General features: G+C 57.2%; 16 protein-coding genes. 13 read left to right on the top strand and 3 right to left on the bottom strand.

Going from position 1 to position 17,990, the window contains the following annotated elements; genetic code table 11:
- Window positions 1-62: 62 nt before the first annotated feature.
- From MHX65_RS06700 to MHX65_RS06670, 7 genes are all read left to right on the top strand, one after another.
- The gene (locus MHX65_RS06700; protein WP_239269394.1) at window positions 63-1,694 is read left to right on the top strand and encodes an LCP family protein; all 1,632 of its coding nucleotides are present in this window, start codon (window positions 63-65) and stop codon (window positions 1,692-1,694) included.
- A gap of 25 nt (window positions 1,695-1,719) precedes the next feature.
- Window positions 1,720-2,382: a TIGR03089 family protein gene (locus MHX65_RS06695; RefSeq protein WP_239269393.1), complete on the top strand. Its 663-nt coding sequence runs from the start codon at window positions 1,720-1,722 to the stop codon at window positions 2,380-2,382.
- Between the two features lie 28 nt (window positions 2,383-2,410).
- Window positions 2,411-3,148, top strand: coding sequence for a sulfite exporter TauE/SafE family protein (locus MHX65_RS06690; RefSeq protein ID WP_239269392.1), 738 nt, complete (start codon window positions 2,411-2,413; stop codon window positions 3,146-3,148).
- A 189-nt stretch (window positions 3,149-3,337) separates the two neighbouring features.
- On the top strand, window positions 3,338-3,973 hold the full coding sequence (locus MHX65_RS06685) for an ABC transporter permease (RefSeq protein WP_239269391.1): 636 nt from the start codon (window positions 3,338-3,340) through the stop codon (window positions 3,971-3,973).
- 2 nt (window positions 3,974-3,975) lie between these two features.
- Window positions 3,976-5,190, top strand: a complete 1,215-nt coding sequence (locus MHX65_RS06680; RefSeq protein ID WP_239269390.1) for an ABC transporter ATP-binding protein — start codon at window positions 3,976-3,978, stop codon at window positions 5,188-5,190.
- On the top strand, window positions 5,177-5,929 hold the full coding sequence (locus MHX65_RS06675) for an ABC transporter permease (RefSeq protein WP_023016900.1): 753 nt from the start codon (window positions 5,177-5,179) through the stop codon (window positions 5,927-5,929). Before MHX65_RS06680 ends, MHX65_RS06675 begins: the two co-directional genes overlap by 14 nt.
- Window positions 5,926-6,882, top strand: a complete 957-nt coding sequence (locus MHX65_RS06670; RefSeq protein ID WP_239269389.1) for a glycine betaine ABC transporter substrate-binding protein — start codon at window positions 5,926-5,928, stop codon at window positions 6,880-6,882. Before MHX65_RS06675 ends, MHX65_RS06670 begins: the two co-directional genes overlap by 4 nt.
- 287 nt (window positions 6,883-7,169) lie before the next feature.
- Here the strand turns inward: MHX65_RS06670 and MHX65_RS06665 are convergent, their stop codons facing one another.
- Both MHX65_RS06665 and MHX65_RS06660 read right to left on the bottom strand, forming a co-directional pair.
- The gene (locus MHX65_RS06665; protein ID WP_239269388.1) at window positions 7,170-8,492 is read right to left on the bottom strand and encodes an MFS transporter; all 1,323 of its coding nucleotides are present in this window, start codon (window positions 8,490-8,492) and stop codon (window positions 7,170-7,172) included.
- A gap of 452 nt (window positions 8,493-8,944) precedes the next feature.
- The gene (locus MHX65_RS06660) at window positions 8,945-10,216 is read right to left on the bottom strand and encodes a threonine/serine ThrE exporter family protein (RefSeq protein ID WP_239269446.1); all 1,272 of its coding nucleotides are present in this window, start codon (window positions 10,214-10,216) and stop codon (window positions 8,945-8,947) included.
- A 536-nt stretch (window positions 10,217-10,752) separates the two neighbouring features.
- Between MHX65_RS06660 and MHX65_RS06655 the strand changes: the two genes are divergently transcribed.
- From MHX65_RS06655 to MHX65_RS06630, 6 genes are all read left to right on the top strand, one after another.
- Window positions 10,753-11,637 (top strand): carbohydrate ABC transporter permease, encoded by an 885-nt coding sequence (locus MHX65_RS06655; protein ID WP_239269445.1) that lies wholly within the window; start codon window positions 10,753-10,755, stop codon window positions 11,635-11,637.
- A 29-nt stretch (window positions 11,638-11,666) separates the two neighbouring features.
- On the top strand, window positions 11,667-12,512 hold the full coding sequence (locus MHX65_RS06650) for a carbohydrate ABC transporter permease (protein WP_239269444.1): 846 nt from the start codon (window positions 11,667-11,669) through the stop codon (window positions 12,510-12,512).
- Window positions 12,513-12,587: 75 nt separating this feature from the next.
- Window positions 12,588-13,910, top strand: a complete 1,323-nt coding sequence (locus MHX65_RS06645; protein ID WP_239269387.1) for an ABC transporter substrate-binding protein — start codon at window positions 12,588-12,590, stop codon at window positions 13,908-13,910.
- A gap of 37 nt (window positions 13,911-13,947) precedes the next feature.
- Window positions 13,948-15,042, top strand: a complete 1,095-nt coding sequence (locus MHX65_RS06640) for an ABC transporter ATP-binding protein (protein ID WP_239269386.1) — start codon at window positions 13,948-13,950, stop codon at window positions 15,040-15,042.
- Between the two features lie 167 nt (window positions 15,043-15,209).
- On the top strand, window positions 15,210-15,827 hold the full coding sequence (locus tag MHX65_RS06635) for a hypothetical protein (RefSeq protein WP_239269385.1): 618 nt from the start codon (window positions 15,210-15,212) through the stop codon (window positions 15,825-15,827).
- Window positions 15,828-15,993: 166 nt separating this feature from the next.
- A complete protein-coding gene (locus MHX65_RS06630; RefSeq protein ID WP_239269384.1) occupies window positions 15,994-17,388 on the top strand; it encodes a GntP family permease in 1,395 nt (464 codons plus the stop codon).
- Here MHX65_RS06630 and MHX65_RS06625 read toward each other — a convergent pair.
- The gene (locus MHX65_RS06625; protein WP_239269383.1) at window positions 17,385-17,894 is read right to left on the bottom strand and encodes a gluconokinase; all 510 of its coding nucleotides are present in this window, start codon (window positions 17,892-17,894) and stop codon (window positions 17,385-17,387) included. The two genes, MHX65_RS06630 and MHX65_RS06625, sit on opposite strands and share 4 nt — an antisense overlap.
- Window positions 17,895-17,990 lie beyond the last annotated feature (96 nt).

Genomic DNA, 17,990 nt, shown 5'->3' with positions numbered 1-17,990 from the left:
AATTTTGGCGAGATCTCCCCTAAACTGTCTCCAGATCCCCGGAAAGTAGAAAGCCTTCACTTGTGACTTCTGAGAACACTCGCCGGGCGCGCAATATCCAACCCGCGCCCTCTGCCGCTAGCGCGGTTAAGCAAAAGGGTTCCACGGCCACCAAAACCATCGTGGCTGTTATTTCTGCCCTCATCCTGGCTGTCTCCGGCGTGGGCTACGCCACGGTGGGGCGCCTGGATACGGGCATGTCCTCCGCCTCGGACTTATCTTTGGGCGAGGATGGTTTATCCGATCCTTCCTTGGACGGCGCCGCCGATATCTTGCTCGTGGGCAAGGACTCGCGCACCGATGCCCAGGGCAACCCCCTCTCCGAAAAGGAGCTGGCGGATCTCCACGCCGGCGTTGCCGAGGGTGAGGAAAATACCGACACCATCATGCTCGTGCGCATTCCGGAAGACGGCTCGCGCGCTACCGCGGTCTCCATTCCGCGCGATACCTATGTCAACGATCCGGACTACGGCAATATGAAGATCAATGCCGTCTACGCCTCGCACAAAAACGACAAGGTCCAGGAGCTCCAGCAGGAAAACGCCAAGGCGGAGGCGCAGGGCGAGAAGAAACCGTATTCGGATAAGGACATCGAAAAGCGCGGCGTGGAAGCCGGCCGCGAAGGCTTGCTCAAGATGGTGCACTCCCTGACCGGAGTGTCCATTGACCACTACGCCGAGGTGGGCTTGCTCGGCTTTACGCTGCTTACTGATGCCGTCGGTGGCGTCGAGGTGTGCCTCAACGAGGATGTTGAGGACGAGATGTCCGGCGCCAATTTCCACAAGGGCATCCAGACCCTCGATGGCGCGCAGGCGCTGACCTTCGTACGCCAGCGCTATAACCTGCCGCGCGGTGACCTTGACCGCATCGTGCGCCAGCAGGCGTATATGGCCTCGCTGGTGAAGAAGGTGCTCGATAATGACACGCTGACCAGCCCGTCCAAGCTCTCCAAGATTGCGAAGGCCGTGGAGCGCTCCGTGGTCATCGATGACGGCTGGGACATCATGGGCTTTGTCACCCAGCTAGCAGGCCTGGCCGGCGGCAATGTCACCTTCACCACCATCCCGGTGACCTCCATCGATGGCCGCGGCGATTACGGCGAATCCATCGTCACCATCGATACCAATGAGGTCCACCGCTTCATGGAGGATCTGGCCATGTCGCACGAGGAAGCCGAAGAAGACGCGGCCCACAAGGAGGAAAACGCCGAAAACGCAGCGGAGCACGATTCCGATATCAACTCCGATAACGAGGTCCACGTCCTCAATGCCGGCAATATCGATGGCTTGGCCGCCGGCATCGGCACCTGGCTGGAAAACACCGGCTATACCGTCGAGCGCTCCGCCAATGCCCAGCCCGGCATCTACTCTGAGTCTCAGGTCGTGGCCGCGGACCCCGAGAGCGAAGATGCCAAGAAGCTGGCGGAAAAGCTCGGTGGCCTGCCAGTGGTAGAAAACCCGCAGCTCGATGACAATACCTTGCTCGTCGTGGCCACCGATGACTACCAGGGCCCCTCCGATGAGGAAGCCAGCGCCGAGGAATCCGCGGCCGAAGAAGATACCGACCTGGTGGGAACCCCGGGCAACGACTTCGGCGCCAACAAGGTTGCGCCTGAAATCGACGCTGGTGGCGACGGTCCGCGCTGCGTGAACTAAGCAGGCTGGCCTACGATGGGCGGGTATGGAACTACTCGCCCATCTTTTAAACGCCGATGCCGCCACCCCACGGCTGACTGTTTATAACGAATCCACCGGCGCGCGCATGGATTTTTCCGCCCAGACGCTCGATAACTGGGCGGCCAAGATCGCCAATATGTTGGAAGAAGAGCTCGACTTGGAGCCTGATTCCACCATCGCCATCGACGTGCCCACCTCGTGGCAGGCTGCCGTCATTGCCTTAGGCGCCCTCGCCGCCGGGCCCACCTTTGATTTTGGTGAATCGGCCGCGCTTGCCGATGTCGTCTTTACCTCCCCCTCCCGCTACCTCGCCGCCCAAGAGCGCCAGCCGCAAGCCGATATCGTGCTCATCAGCGACGACCCCTTTGGCCGCGGCATCGTTGAATCCGGCGGGGATCTGCCCACCGGTGCCATCGACTTCGGCCCCACCGTCCGTTTTTATGGCGATCAGTACTTTGGTGAAACCCAGCCCCTGCCGGAATTGGTGACCCCGCCCGGCGGCGCCGAGCGGCTGCTATCTACCGGATGGAGCGATAAATCTTCCTTCACCCGCGCCGTGCTCGAGCCCTTAGCAGCCGGCGGCTCCGCCGTTATCGTCGCTGGACTCTGCGCCGCGTCCCGCTTGGATGAAATTGCAGCGAATGAGAAAGTAACCGCCCGGCTGTAGGTTAAGTGCCCTATACTTGCCTTCCATCATGTTCTTGGGAATCTCTTCAGACGCGTGGGTCTACATCTTTATTGGTGTGCTCATCTTGGTCGGCACTATCACTCAGGGCTCGATCGGCTTTGGGCTCGGCACCATCGCCACCCCCATAGTCGCGCTCTTGCGCCCAGATTTAGTCCCCACGCTCATCTTGCTCCTCGCGCTGTGCATTTCCATCTATACGCTGGCGCGAACCTACCGCGAAACCTCATGGCGCTTGGTCGGCATATCCGTCATCGCCCGCATTCCGGGCTCGTTCGCCGGTGCGTGGGCGATCGCATCCCTCTCACACGACGGCCTGTCCATCTTCATCGGCTGCGCCGTGCTCTTGGCAATGTCCCTCTCCAGCCTCGGCTGGAGCCCCGAGCCCACCAGGCGCAATACCGTCTTAGCCGGGCTTACCTCCGGATTCCTGGGAACCTCTACCTCCATCGGTGGCCCGCCGATGGCGCTGATTATGAAGCGCTTCGACCCACAGCGCACCCGCGGCAGCCTCGCCGGCACCTTTGTGATCGGTACCGTCATGTCCCTTATCATCCTGGGCTTTAACGGCCAGGTGACCCAGCCGCAGGTCTACGCCGCCGCTGCCTATAGCCCGTTGGTGGTCGTCGGTTTATTCATTGCCAACTATCTCAACCATTTCATCGATACTAAGCGCCTGAACCGCATCGTCACGGTGGTAGCTATTACCGCTGCCCTGGCACTTATCGGCCAAGTGCTGTTTTTCTAGGCCGCCAATAAGACCGGTATTACCTCGTGCTCACTGCCCCCGGTTTTGTGCCCAGCCTGTCACGCTATTGTTTCGCGCGTAAAAAAGCTTGTACGCTAGAAGCACATCATCAGCGCAGAGGAAGGACCAGAGAGTCTGTGCTCCTAATAATTTTCCCTGCGCCCTATTCTCTTTCTTTTAGGTGATGAAATGAACGAATTTATCGCTGCGCGCTGGCAGGATATCCTTTTCCGCAGTTACCAGTACGCAAGCCTTGTCATCCAATCAGTCGTTGTGGCCCTGGTCATCGCGTTGGTAATTGCCATCTTTGTGGCCCAACGCCCGCGCGGTGCGGCTATTGCTAATGCCTTAACCTCCATCGGGTTGACCTTGCCTTCGCTGGCGCTCCTTGGTCTTGCCATCCCGCTTTTTGGCATCGGCACCATACCGTCCGTTGCCCTCGTGGTCTTTTATGCTGTCCTTCCCATCCTGCGCAATGCCATCGTCGGCTTGCACAATGTCAGCGACGATGTCATCGAATCCGCCCGCGGGCAGGGCATGAGCTCGACGGCCATCCTCTTCCGCATCCGGCTGCCGCTGGCCTGGCCGGTGATTATGACCGGTATCCGCGTCTCCACCCAAATGTCTATGGGTGTTGCCGCCATCGCCGCCTACGCGCTCGGCCCAGGGCTGGGTGGATATATCTACTCAGGGCTTAGCCAAATCGGCGGCACCAACGCACTTAATTTCACGCTGGTGGGCACCATCGGCGTCGTCATCATCGCGCTCATCGTGGATGCGATTCTCGCCGGAATCCAAAAATTGACCACCCCGAAAGGTATCTAAGAATGTCCGATACAACGCACGCTTCATCCACGCACGCCGAGGACACGAGCAATAGCGGTGCCAGCATCGTCTTCGATCACGTCACCAAGGCCTATTCGGGCCAGGACTCCCCCGCCGTGGAGGACCTTTCCTTCGAAATTCCGGCGGGCGAGCTGGTCGCATTCGTCGGCCCGTCTGGTTGCGGTAAGACCACCTCGCTGAAGATGATTAACCGCTTGGTGGAGCCAACCAGCGGCACCATTTATATCGATGGCGAGGATGCCACCAAGAAAAACCCCACGCAGCTGCGCCGCGATATTGGCTACGTCATCCAAGGCGGCGGCCTCATCCCGCACATGTCCGTCGCGGATAATATCGCGCTTGTGCCCAAGCTAAAGAAGTGGAAGGCCGATAAGATTTCGAAGCGCACCGACGAGCTTTTGGATATGGTCGGGCTCGATCCTGCCACCTACCGCGATCGCTTCCCCAGCGAGCTATCCGGTGGCCAGCAACAGCGCGTCGGCGTCGCCCGCGGCCTGGCTGCGGATCCGCCGGTGGTCTTGATGGACGAGCCCTTCGGCGCGGTCGACCCCATCACCCGCACCCGTCTGCAGGATGAATTGGTCAATATCCAATCCGAGTTGAAAAAGACCATCATCTGCGTCACGCACGATATCGATGAGGCCATCAAGCTGGGCCACCGCATCCTCATCTTTGAACCGGGCGGAAAGATCAGCCAGTACGATACGCCCGAAAACATCCTGGCCGCGCCCGCGAATGATTTCGTCGCCGATTTCATTGGTTCCGGCTCTGCCTTAAAGCAGCTCAACCTGCGCCGCGCGGATGAGCTGGACCTTGCGGACCAGGCCACCGCGCGCATCGGCGAACCCACAAGTGAGGCCCTAGCACGCCTGCGCGAAGCCGGCGAAGAAATGGTGGTCATCATCGATGACAAGGGCCATCCCCGCGACTGGATCTTCGCCCGCCAGCTCGAGCGCTACGAGACCATCCCGGAGCCGCAGTTCGAGCTCAACTCCGTTGTGGATGCGCGCTCTACGCTTAGCGATGCCATGTCTGCCATGCTTGCTTCCTCCCACAGCGGCGCACTTGTCACCCGCCGCGGTGAATTTGTGGGCGTTTTGTACTACGAAACGGTCACGGATTATATCCAACAGATGAACGCCGCGGCCCAAGAGGCTTTAGATGACCAGGAGGTGGATTCCGGTGGAGAAATTTAAGCGCCTGACCGGTGAAGACCGCCTCCTTATCATCGGCATCCCCATCCTGGTGGTACTTACGGTGGGCGGCTGGCTCATCTGGCACGCCACGGCCGAGCTCGATGATATTGAAGAGCGCACCCTGCAGATTAGCTCCGTGCTCACCATGACCCGCGAGCACTTAGTCCTCGTGGTCATCTCCGCGCTGCTGGTCATCGCCACGGCCGTGCCGCTGGGCATCGTGCTAACGCGCAAGTCCACCAAGTTCATGGCGCCGATCATCACCAGCATCGCGAATATTGGCCAGGCCGCGCCCGTCGTCGGCGTCATCGTCTTATTGGCCATCTGGCTGGGCTTTGGCGAGCCGGTGGCAATCCTCGGCCTCTGGTTCTATGCCTTCTTGCCCGTGCTCGCCAACGTGATTGCGGGCTTGCGGGGCGTGGATAAGCAGCTTGTCGAGGCCGCCTATGGCCTCAGCATGTCACCAATCCAGGTGCTCACCAAGGTTGAGCTGCCCATGGCCCTGCCGGTCATCATGACCGGCATCCGCACCTCCTTGGTGCTTTTGGTCGGCGCTGGTGCGTTTGCCACCTTTATCGATGCCGGCGGCCTCGGCGGGCTGATTACCACCGGTATTACTCTCTACCGCAACCCTATTCTCATCTCTGGCGCGGTCCTTATCGCCGCCTTAGCCTTAGCGGTCGAATGGGTGGGCCGCGTTCTTGAGGTTGTCTTCGCCCCGAAGGGAATGATCAAATGAAACGCCTCCTCGCAACCCTCGCCGCCGCAGGCACCTTCTTCCTCGCCGGGTGCGGCCTCGGCACCGCCGGTGGCCTCATCCCGAGCGGACAGTTAAAGGGCGACCTAGCCGATATCGACTTGGATGGCGCCAATATTTCCATCGGTTCCAAGAACTTCACCGAGCAGGTGATCCTGGGCAAGATTGGCGCCATCCTCTTGGAATCCGCCGGTGCCAACGTAAAGGACTTGACCAATATCCCCGGCTCCACCTCGGCGCGCCAAGCGCTGGAGGTCGGCGATATGGACTCCATGTTTGAATACACCGGTACCGCCTGGATTACCTACCTGGGCAACGCCGATCCGGTCCCCGGCTCGCAGGAGCAATACGAGGCGGTAAAAGAAGCCGATAAGGACCATGGACTTACCTGGCTGCCCCCTGCGCCGATGAATAATACGTACGCGCTGGCCATTAGCGAACAGTCCCGCGCACAGTACGGCCTTGAGTCGCTGGCCGATATCAAGGGTATTCCCGCCAATGAACAGACCTATTGCACCGATAGCGAGTTCTTGGCCCGCAACGACGGCCTGCTTACCATGCTGGATAGCTATGGCATTGAACAACCACCGCGCGACCGCATCCGGATTATGGATTCCGGCGCCGTCTATGCCGCCTTGAATAAGGGCGAGTGCACCTTCGGTTCGATCTTTGCCACCGATGGCCGCATTAAGTCCTTAAACCTCACCGTGCTCGAGGATCCTGAGCTCTTCTTCCCTAAGTACAACCTCGCCCCAGTTGTACGCACCGAGGTCTTGGAAGAACATCCAGAGATCAAGGATCTCTTCGCGCCCCTCGCGGAGCTCCTGACGGATGAAAAGATGCAGGAGCTCAATGCCCGCGTGGACGTGGACGGTGAGGACTACACCGCCGTGGCCCGAGATTTCCTCATCGATGAAGGGCTGATAGAAGGATAATCTTTGGGGCCGCTTACCAGCACAAATGGATGTACAGGAAACTTTCAGTAATTTTCAGCGACCTATCAGATAGATTCCATTGCTGTTCCAGCCGCGTGCCCCATACTTAAATCATGCGTTTGAGAGAGCGCATACGAGAGAGATAGAGAGAACCCCTCAGTTTCCAGAGGGCGGTGAAAACCGATACATGGAAACACCCTTGTAGAGAGACGCCAGCGGCACTCGGAACCGAAAGGAACCGAGTGCCGCTGGCGTTTTGCTAGTTCCACAGGCATAACCCGCACGGGTTATGCCACCAGGTCGTTCTTGCGCGGCGCGAAGAGCACGGCGGTGCCCGTCACGATCGCCGCGGCCACCAGGTAAAAGGCCGGGGCGAGTCTATTTCCGGTGGTATCAATCAGCCACGTCGCGATCATCGGGGCGGTACCGCCGAAGATGGCATTGGCCGTATTAAACGTCAGCGCGAAGCCAGACAGGCGCACGTGCGTGGGGAACTGCTCGGAAAGGAAGGAGGGCAAGACGCCATCGTTAAGCGCCAGCACCCCACCCAGGCACACCTGAATGATGATGACGAGCAGGATGCCTGCGCCATCGAGAAGCATGAATGCCGGAATGATGGCAAGGCCCATAAAGAGCGCGGCGCACAGCATGGTAGTCCGCCGGCCCAGGCGATCAGAGAGCAGGCCGGTAAGTAGCGCAAACCCCACGTAGAACGCGGAGGCCACCGAGGACGCGATAAACGCCGGGGTTTCTGCCATGCCCAGCTCCTCTGAAAGATAGGTGGGCAGGTAGGTCAAGATGACGTAGAAGCCAATCGCGTTGAGCACCGCGCCGGCAAAGGCAATAGCCAGGGCCTTGGGGTATTTCAGCACCTGTCGCAGGGGCGAAAGCTCGGTGTCCGCGTGCTTTTCAAAGCGGTTGGATTCCTCCGTGTGGCGGCGGATCCACAAGCCGTACAGGCCCAGCGGCAGCGCTACCAGGAAGGGCACGCGCCAGCCCCAGGAATGCAGGGCACCATCATCAAGCACGCCGGTAAGAAAAGCCGCGATGAGCGAGCCCAAGAGCAGCCCGGATGCGGTGGCCGAGGGCACCACCGCGGCATAAATCCCGCGTTTTCCAGGTGGGGCAATCTCAGCCAGGTGGGTGGCGGCGCCGGCATATTCACCGGCGGCGGAAAAGCCTTGCACCATGCGGCACATAAGGAGCAAGAGCGTGGCGGCAAAGCCGATGGTGGCATACCCAGGCAATAGGCCGATGCAGGCGGTCGCCAGCGACATCAGCACGATGGAATAGGTCAACGTGTGGATGCGGCCGTGCTTATCACCAATATGGCCCCAGACGATTCCACCGATGGGGCGCACCAGGAATGACAGCGCGAAGAGCGCGAAGGTCAAAATCAGCGCGCGGCGGCCTTCCATTTCTGGGAAGAAGACACGCGAGATAATCGCGGACATATAGATATAGGCCGCATAATCGAACCACTCAATAAACGTGCCGATGAATGCGGCCTTGATAGCGGAAGCGCGCTGTTCGTGTGAAGTGCCAGGAACGTCCACATCCGTTGGGGCAGATTCGTCACTCGCTGGCGGTGGGGCTATCAGAGGAGCCATGCTCCTCACCTCGTTTCTGTTGAGCTTTTCGCAAAAATGGCGCAGCATAGTCTGCACCCATAGCAACGAGCCTACAGAATTTACTATGGTTTATGTCACTTTTATATGCCTTTATAGCCTCGCCTACAAGCTTTGCTTGCCGATGCCTCCCTTCCCCACCCAACTCACAGCACTTAGCAGCAACCTTTCAGGCAGATTCCATGGTGAGCTCAGCCGCGTGCCCCATACTTAAATCATGCGTTTGAGAGAGCGCATACGAGAGAGATAGAGAGAACCCCTCAGTTTCCAGAGGGCGGTGAAAACCGATACATGGAAACACCCTTGTAGAGAGAGACGCCAGCGGCACTCGGAACCGAAAGGAACCGGGTGCCGCTGGCGTTTTACTGGTTCTGCGTTGTGGGGTGCCGCTACTGCCTGCTGCCTCTGGCCGCCCCACTGCTAGACCACCCGAACTAAGAGGGCTTTTTCCGCGGGATTTCCTTATCGAAATCAATAAGGCGTCCCAGCGCCCAATCGCGGTCCGTCAGCAGCCGGGCAAATACCATCCCAGCACCGATGGCGCCTACCACCATCAAGCCCGTGGCTACATTCGCCACCGCCTGATCCATCTGGCCATCATTGAGGTAGTAGACCGCGCGGAACATCGTCACCCCAGGGATCATGATGACGGCGGCCGGCACGGTGGTGGTAATGCGCGGCAACCGCGCCTTTTGCGAGGCCACCGCGCCCAAGAGCCCGATAATGAGCCCGCCGATAAACGCTGCAAAGTAGATGGTCGTGCCCAGCTCAAGGAGGCCAAGGCGCACCGCGTTGGCCACGGTTCCCACACTTGCAGCCACCAGCACCATGCGGCGCGAGGAATTAAAGAGGAAGGCAAAGCCCGCGATGCCGAAGAAACTGGCAACAAACGCCAGCAGGTACCACCGCGTATCCGGGGCGGGAACCGGCGGATCTGGGCTGAGATCCGTTAGCCAACTGACCATGGAGACGGTAAACGTAGCGGTAAAGATGACCGTGAACGCATAGCCCAGCCTGGCGATGCCCGCATCAAAATCAAAGCGCGCAATATCGATCAGCGCCGAAAAGAGCGGGAACCCCGGGATCAAAAAGAGTACCGCTGCGACATAGCCTGAGGACAGCTCGCTCGGCTCCACCACCCCAGCAAATCCGAGGAGCTCAATGAGGATAAAGAAGGTGATGCTGGCTGCCGCGCCACCAGCGATGATCCCGCCAATTTGGTGCACGTGCTGGTGAAGCACCTCATAGCGTACAAATTGCCCCACGAATGCCGCCAGCGCCACGAGCCCTACCGCTTGCACTGGGAAGAAATTCAGGTAAGCGAACGCCGCGCACGCGACCGCGGCCGCCGTGGATAGGACCCACACGCTCCAGCGCTTTTTCACATCGCTTTCTATGGAATCGAGCATCCCCGCAAGCTCTTCCGCGGTAATGCCGGAATACAAGTGGTTATGGGTGAGGTCCTCCAATGCCTCAATGCGGGAAGCATCAACGGCCGGCGAATGCGTGCGCGCAATCACCGTGCGAAAGGAATCGCCCCGGTGAAAAGTACAGGTAATCTGCGTCAGGCCCACGTTTGCGTCCAAATAATCAAATCCCAGTGCCCGGGCGCTGCGCTTCATACCGCGCAGGACGCGATAGCCCGATGTGCCCGCCCCCATCAGCATCATTCCGACGCGCAAGACGACGTCAGCTTCCACGCCCATCTGCCGGTGAAAATTCGGATCATACTGCGACGACAAATCTTCCACCTCTACCTCGCGGGAAAGCTGCGATCCAGGCCACTTCTCGGCGGCCATTGCCCCAGCTTCCACCCACATTTTGGCTGTTTCTTCTACCTCCCAGACTAGCGCACCGTGCGCCTCCCTCGCGGCCTTCTTACCCTCCACTAACTTCCAGGAAAATTTCAGCTTTCTTCAATGCCCATAACAGGGTCTAGCGCCATACTTTTCTTAGCGTTCGAGAGAGCGCAAGAGAGATAGAGAGAACCAGCTCCAGCGCCCTGCGGCCCTTCACTGAGGCCCGGGCGCTGGAGTTGTTTTCAATAGAGTTCGCAATAGCCCCCTAGCCTTTACGGACTCGACGTTTTAAATTCATCAAAAGTTTCCATTATGTGAAACACCCCGTAATCTACGCGGTTTACGTTGGCTGGGTGACTCTCAGGGATGACCACGCCGACGCTAAGAACGGCATCGCGACTGCCACGGCCACCGGCCCGAGCAACGATAATTCATCGGAGCTCGTGCGAAAGGCTACAAAGAGCCGACATAAGGAATGGTTGCTGGCTGCCGCGCTTTTGGCGCCCAACCTCATCTTGCTGGCCATTTTTACCTACCGGCCACTACTGGATAATATTCGGCTTTCCTTTTTTAACTGGAATATTTCTAGTTCAAGCTCCACTTTTGTTGGTTTTGATAATTACGTGGAGTGGTTCACGCGCGACGATACAAAGACGATCGTCTTTAATACCGTCATTTTCACCTTTTTCACGGTCATCGGCTCCATGGTTATTGGGCTCGCGCTTGCGCTACTTCTCAATCAAAAGATCAGAGGCCGCAACTTCGCACGCTCGGTGGTCTTCGCGCCCTACGCCATCTCCGGTGCCGCAATCGGTATCGCCTTCCAGTTCGTATTCGACCCCAACTTTGGGTTGATTCAAGAAATCCTCGGATGGTTTGGCATTAGTTCTCCAAACTTTTATGCCGTGCCTGGCTGGGCGTTGTTCATGGTGACATTTACATTCGTGTGGAAGAACTTGGGTTATACGTTTGTCATCTACTTGGCTGCCCTACAGGGCCTAGATAAGGAATTAGACGAAGCTGCCGCCATTGATGGAACAGGCCGTTGGCGCAAATTCTGGCGCGTGACAATGCCGCAACTGCGCAATACCACCTTCTTCCTTTCCATTACGGTACTGCTCAACTCTGTGCAGGTCTTCGACATCATCAACGTCATGACCCGGGGCGGCCCTCAAGGAAACGGCACCCAGACCCTGGTTTTTCAGATTTATAACGAAACCTTTGTCAACTTCCGTGCTGGTTACGGCGCCACTGCTGCGACAATCCTATTCCTCATCCTGCTCGTCGTTACGTTGATTCAGGTCCGCATCATGGATAAGCGAGGTTAACCCACCCTATGGCTGATTCAAATCTTCACATGATCACAGACTCTTCCCCTGTAGCAAGGCGTGCCAAACTCATCGGTGGGTACGTAGGAATTATCCTCGTCCTCCTACTCGTGGGACTGCCGTTGTTCTGGATCTTAATGACCTCATTCAAGGCCAGAGGTGATATTTACACCGACCCAGTTAACTGGCTACCGCCGACGTGGGAAACCAAAAATTACGCAGATGCCACAACGCGCGTCCCTTTCTGGACCTACCTGCGTAACTCAGTCTTCATTACCGCGGTGCTATCCGCTATAAAGATTGTGCTTGGTGTCGTCTCCGCCTACGCGTTATCTATCCTTCGCTTCCCAGGACGCAATCTAGTGTTCATCGTGGTGATTTCTTCCCTGATGGTCCCCGCAGAAATCACGGTGATTTCCAACTACGCCTTGGTCAATTCCTTGGGCTGGCGTAATACCTTTGTAGGCATCATCGTCCCGCTGGCTGGTGTTGCATTCGGCACCTTCCTCATGCGCAATCACTTCCTGTCCTTGCCTTATGAGCTTGTGGAAGCTGCTCGCATGGACGGCGCCGGCCCCATTCGCTTGCTCACCAAGGTGCTTCTTCCCGTTTCTTGGCCAACATTGACAGCTTTTTCCGTGATCACCCTAGTAAACGAATGGAATACCTACTTGTGGCCATTCCTGATGGCGGATACAGAACGGGTTGCTCCCCTGCAGGTGGGTCTGACCATGCTGCAAAACAACGATGGCGTTACTAACTGGGGACCAGTAATGGCCGCAACCGTTCTAACCATTCTCCCGATGGTCGTCATTTTCCTTGGCCTGCAGAAATACATGATTCAAGGTCTCACCACTGGCGCCGTAAAAGGTTAGAAGGCTTCTATCCTTATCACGCTCGCCGTTGTCGCCCTATTCTTCTCAATCTGACTTCAATTTAAGGAGATACCCATGCTTCGCCGTAAGTTTCTCGCGCTAGCCTCCACTGCTTCTACCGCTTCATTTCTTGCCGCTTGTGCTGGCACCTCATCTACCAGTTCCCAGGGCAGTAGCGACGGTGGCGATGGTGGCGAGGTCACGGAATTGACGTGGTGGTCCAACCACCCGGCTTCCTCAAAGGACATCGAAAAGGAAATCATCTCTCGCTTCGAGAAGGAAAACCCTGACATCAAGGTCACCCTTGTTGACGCTGGAAAGAACTACGAAGAGGCAGCGCAAAAGTTTAATGCTGCACTTACCGGCTCTGATCTTCCAGACATCGTGGTTCTGTCTGATGTGTGGTGGTACAACTTCGCTATCAATGGGCAGATTGCCAATGTTGATGATCTAGCCAAAGAAGCCGATATTGACCTCTCGACCTATGTCCAGCCGCTCTATGAGGACTATAACTACGACGGCGGCCACTTCGCGCTTCCCTTTGTCCGGTCAACTCCCCTGTTCTACTACAACAAGGACGCATGGAAGAAGGCTGGCTTGCCAGACCGTGGACCGGAGTCTTGGGACGAAATGGATGAGTGGTCTAAAAAGCTCGCCAGCGCGGATTCTAAGATGAAGCCCTTTGGCTGGGGCGATGCAGTCGGCTACTTGGGATGGATTTTCCAAGGCCCCTTGTGGTCTAAGGGCGGTGCCTACTCCGATGAATGGGATTTGAAGTTCACTGATGACAAAACCATCGAAGCTGTGGAATGGCTCAAGGATGTTACCGATAGCAAGAATGGCTACTCCTACATGGGCAATGACATGGCTATGGAATTCGGCACCGGACGCGCTGCAGCCACTGTCCTATCCACAGGCGATCTCGCAGGTATCTCTGATACCGCTGACTTCGAGTTAGGAACCGCATTCCTTCCCAATCCAAAGGGAGACGGCGCTTGCCCCACCGGAGGTGCAGGCCTCGCCATTCCTTCCGGTATTAGCAAGAACCGCCAGGTGGCAGCCATCAAGCTGATTGATTTCATCACGAACGAGGAAAACACCTCGTATTGGTCCCAAAATGTGGGTTATATGCCAGTCCGCTCTTCTGCTGCCGACAACGAGGATCAGAAGAAATTCATGGAAGAGAACCCGAATTTCGAGACTGCTATCAAGCAGCTTCCAGAAACTCGCCCACAGGACAACGCCCGTGTATTCCTCCCTGGTGCAGATCAGGAGATTGGTGGTGCCTTTGAGAAGATCGTCACCAACCGCGACGATGTCACCAAGGTGCTTACGGATCTAGAAAAGACTCTGCAATCCATTTATGACAACCAGGTAAAGCCCGTCATTAACGGCTAATCTTGCCAATTTTCCTTAGTATCTGAAAGGTAACACCATGGCTACTGTCACATTTGATGGTGCAAGCCGCATCTATTCCAAAGACGCGGAGCGCCCCGCAGTTGACCGTCTTAATCTAGATATTTCCGATGGCGAGTTTTTGGTCCTCGTCGGGCCTTCTGGCTGCGGAAAATCCACCAGCCTACGAATGCTCGCTGGCCTTGAGCCGACAGACCGAGGTTCCATTCGGATCGGCGGAAAAGACGTCACTGGAGTCAGCCCATCAGATCGTGACGTAGCCATGGTCTTTCAAAACTACGCCCTGTACCCGAATATGTCGGTCGCACAAAATATGTCTTTCGCCTTGGAAAACCGGAAAGTACCCAAGGACCAGATTAAGACACGGGTACAAGAAGCCGCCAAAATTTTGCAGATGGAGGATTTGCTTGACCGGAAGCCCGCGAATCTGTCAGGCGGCCAGCGCCAGCGCGTAGCGATGGGCCGCGCCATCGTGCGCGAACCAGCTGTATTCTGCATGGACGAACCATTGTCCAACTTGGATGCAAAACTGCGCGTATCCACCCGCGCGCAGATTTCGAATTTGCAACGCCGCCTTGGCACTACCACGGTGTACGTGACCCACGACCAAACCGAAGCAATGACCATGGGTGACCGCGTCGCGGTGCTTAATGCAGGTGTCCTACAACAAGTAGATACCACTCGTGAAATCTACGACCGCCCCCAGAACGTCTTCGTTGCTGGGTTCATCGGCTCCCCTGCCATGAATATCTACGACCTCGCACACACCTCTAGCCGGCTCACCCTGGGGTCGACTCGCATCAACTTGGCGAATTACGACTTCGATGGTGGGAAATCCGTTACCGTTGGCGTTCGCCCCGAAGATTGGGTGCACACAGAGGAAGGTGCGGAATTCACCGTTAAACACGTTGAAGAACTAGGCAATCAAACCTACCTCTATGGTGACTTAGCGGACTCCGGCGAAGATCTGCAGTCGACGACCCGAATGGGCGGACAAACTGGCATGTTGGTAAGCGCTCGCTGTGATTACGCAATTGGTGATACTTTCCACGTCTCTCCCGATCCTGACCGTGTCCACCTATTTAGCTCTACTACTGGTGAGCGTCTAAATTAGAGTCGACAAAGCGAAGTTAACAATGTAAATTTCTACTTTGGCCGGTGTAGTAAAAATTGATTATTACTCGCTTGCCTGAGGCATCCACGCAATTCTTTTCCGCGGATATTGCTAAGGCAAACTGCACTCCACGAACGATAAGCCAATCGAAAGGTCACTAACTGCCGATGCGCTCTCTGAAGAAGCTATCTGTCACCGCCCTTGCCACCACCGCCATACTCGGTACTATCGCCGCGCCGGCCGCGAACGCAAAGAGCGACCCAGTACGTTCCATCATCGATCCTGGAACCTGCAAGGCCATCACCAAACTGGCTAACGAAGGGAAACCGGTCCCAGATCCTTCCATCCTCCACGATGAGGACTCTGTAAAACCTTATTTCAGCGATGGCGTACTGAAGTACAAAGTGGCGGATAACTTCCCCTACCGCAAGCAGCTAGACGCCGCCGTTGCCGAGTGGAACGAGGCTCTCGAGGGGAAGGCTTCCCTTAAGGAAGTAAAGCCTTCCGAAGCTGATGATGACACCATTTCCATCATCTACAATCCAGATCCTCGCGGCTACGTCCAAGGCTCGGCTTACCCGGATCACAAATTAGTCTCCATCAAGATGCCCAATGCTACTTACCCTGAGGCTCTCCAAGGCACCATCGCTCACGAGCTAGGCCACATGATGGGCGCGGGACACTCCTGCGCCGGCGCACTTATGGCAGGTTCCAACCAGAACCCGATCTCCTATCACGTAACGCCGCTTGATGCGGCCGCCATTATCCAAGGCCAGTTCGACTAAGCTCGCCTCTGCTCCCCCTTGGTTCTCAACGAGAATCAGGGGATTTTTATATGCCCAGTTTCGGGGCGGTAGATAAGCCGCGTTGGTGAATGTGGGCATCGGCTAGCAGAGCTACTGCTAACGTTGCCCATATTCAAAGGTTTGCACAAGAAAAGGAGCCTTTTCTATGGAGACGTGGGAACCCACATTGTCCACTGGTCCGCTGCTGGGGATTGCGGTCGCTGCGGTCGCTGTGATTTTGGTACTGGTCATATATTTCAAACTCCACGCTTTTCTCACTCTGCTGGTGGTCTCCGCGCTGACAGCACTTGCATCTGGCATACCACTGGAAGGCATCGTCCCTACGATGACGGAAAGTTTCAGCTCCACCCTTGGCTCGGTGGCGCTTCTGGTGGGCCTCGGCGCCATGATCGGCCGGCTCGTGGAGGCTTCCGGCGGTGCCCAGTCGCTTGCCGACGCCATGGTTCGCCGCTTCGGCGAAAATAAAGCACCCCTTGCACTCGGCATCGCCTCGCTGATTATGGGCTTTCCAATCTTCTTCGATGCTGGGCTTATCGTGATGCTTCCGGTTATCTTTGCCGTCGCCCGCCGCTTGAATGGCCCGGTCCTTGCCTTTGGCCTGCCGGCCGCCGGCGCATTCTCTGTCATGCATGTCTACATGCCACCGCACCCCGGTCCTGTCGCCGCCAGTGAATTCTACGGCGCCGACCTCGGCTTGGTGCTGCTCGTCGGCCTGTTACTGGCTCTGCCTACCTGGTATATCTCCGGCTACCGCTTCGGCCTTTTTGCTGGAAAGAAGTTCCCTTTCAAGGTCACTGACGCCATCGCCGGGCCCATCGTTAATGAAGAAGAACAACCCTTAAAACCTGCCTCCGCCACCACAGTAATTTCCATTTTGCTCATCCCGATGGTGCTCATTTTCTTCAATACCGGGCTCAACGCCCTAGCTTCCTACGGCACCATCGACGCCGATGCCACGTGGGTCAGGTTCTTCGTCATGCTCGGCCAAACTCCAATCGCATTGCTGATTACGGTGCTTATCGCACTGGTAGTCCTCGGTCTGCGCCGCGGCGTGGAAAAGACGGCGCTGGAAAAGCTCGTTGACTCCTCGCTTGGCCCTATCTGTTCCGTCGTGCTCATCACCGGCGCGGGCGGCATGTTCGGCGGCGTGCTCCGCACTTCCGGCATTGGCGATGCGCTTGCCGATTCCCTCTCCGGCCTCGGCATCCCTGTCATCCTGGCCTGCTATCTCATCGCCGTAGCCCTCCGTTTGGCACAAGGTTCAGCCACCGTAGCCCTCACCACGGCCGCTGCCCTCATGGTCCCCGCCGTGGAAGCTGGCGGTTTCAACGAGCTCCAACTCGCACTCATCGTTGTGGCCACAGCCGCCGGTTCGGTCTTCGGCTCCCACGTCAACGATTCCGGCTTCTGGCTCGTAGGCCGCCTGATGGGCATGGACACGATGACAACTCTGAAGACGTGGACCGTTAATCAGATGCTCATCTCCGTCATCGGCTTCGCACTCGTGCTCGTCCTCTACGGTGCGGCTGCAGTCTTTTAGGAGCCAGCCTTTATCCAGGCAGTAGCGTCTTTAGCAATCTCTTCTACTGGCCGCGTCACATCGAAGACGCGGCCAGTTTCATCTTCTTCCAGTGGCTCCAAGGTATCGAATTGCGATTGCAACAACGACGCTGGCATGAAGTGTCCCGGCCGGTGTTGCATCCGCTCATACAACACATCAAAGTCACCGTGTACATGCACAAACGCCACGCCAGGGCAGTACTCCCGAATCAGGTCCCGGTATTTTCGCTTCAGCGCGCTACACCCCACCATCGCGCCTTCTGGTCTTTCCGCTAGCCACTGACCGATCTGCCTCAGCCACGGCTCGCGGTCCTCATCATTCAGCGGCGCCCCAGCGGCCATCTTGTCGATATTCGCCTGCGGATGCATATCATCGCCGTCGCGGTACTCTAGCCCAACCAGCGGCGACAGGGCCTCCCCCACCGTTGTCTTGCCAGAGCCAGAGACTCCCATGACGACGACATGACGGAATTTGTTCTGGTTCATGGTGGCTCCTTGGGTTGGGGTTATTCCCATTCATTTTATCCGCATCGAGTTACCAGCCCCGAACTGTGAATTTGCGGATGCAAATCTCGAGGAGGA

This window comes from Corynebacterium sp. ACRPS (assembly GCF_022346005.1).
In the GTDB taxonomy this organism is placed as follows: Bacteria; Actinomycetota; Actinomycetes; order Mycobacteriales; family Mycobacteriaceae; genus Corynebacterium.
This window is presented reverse-complemented; position numbering and strand designations above follow the sequence as displayed.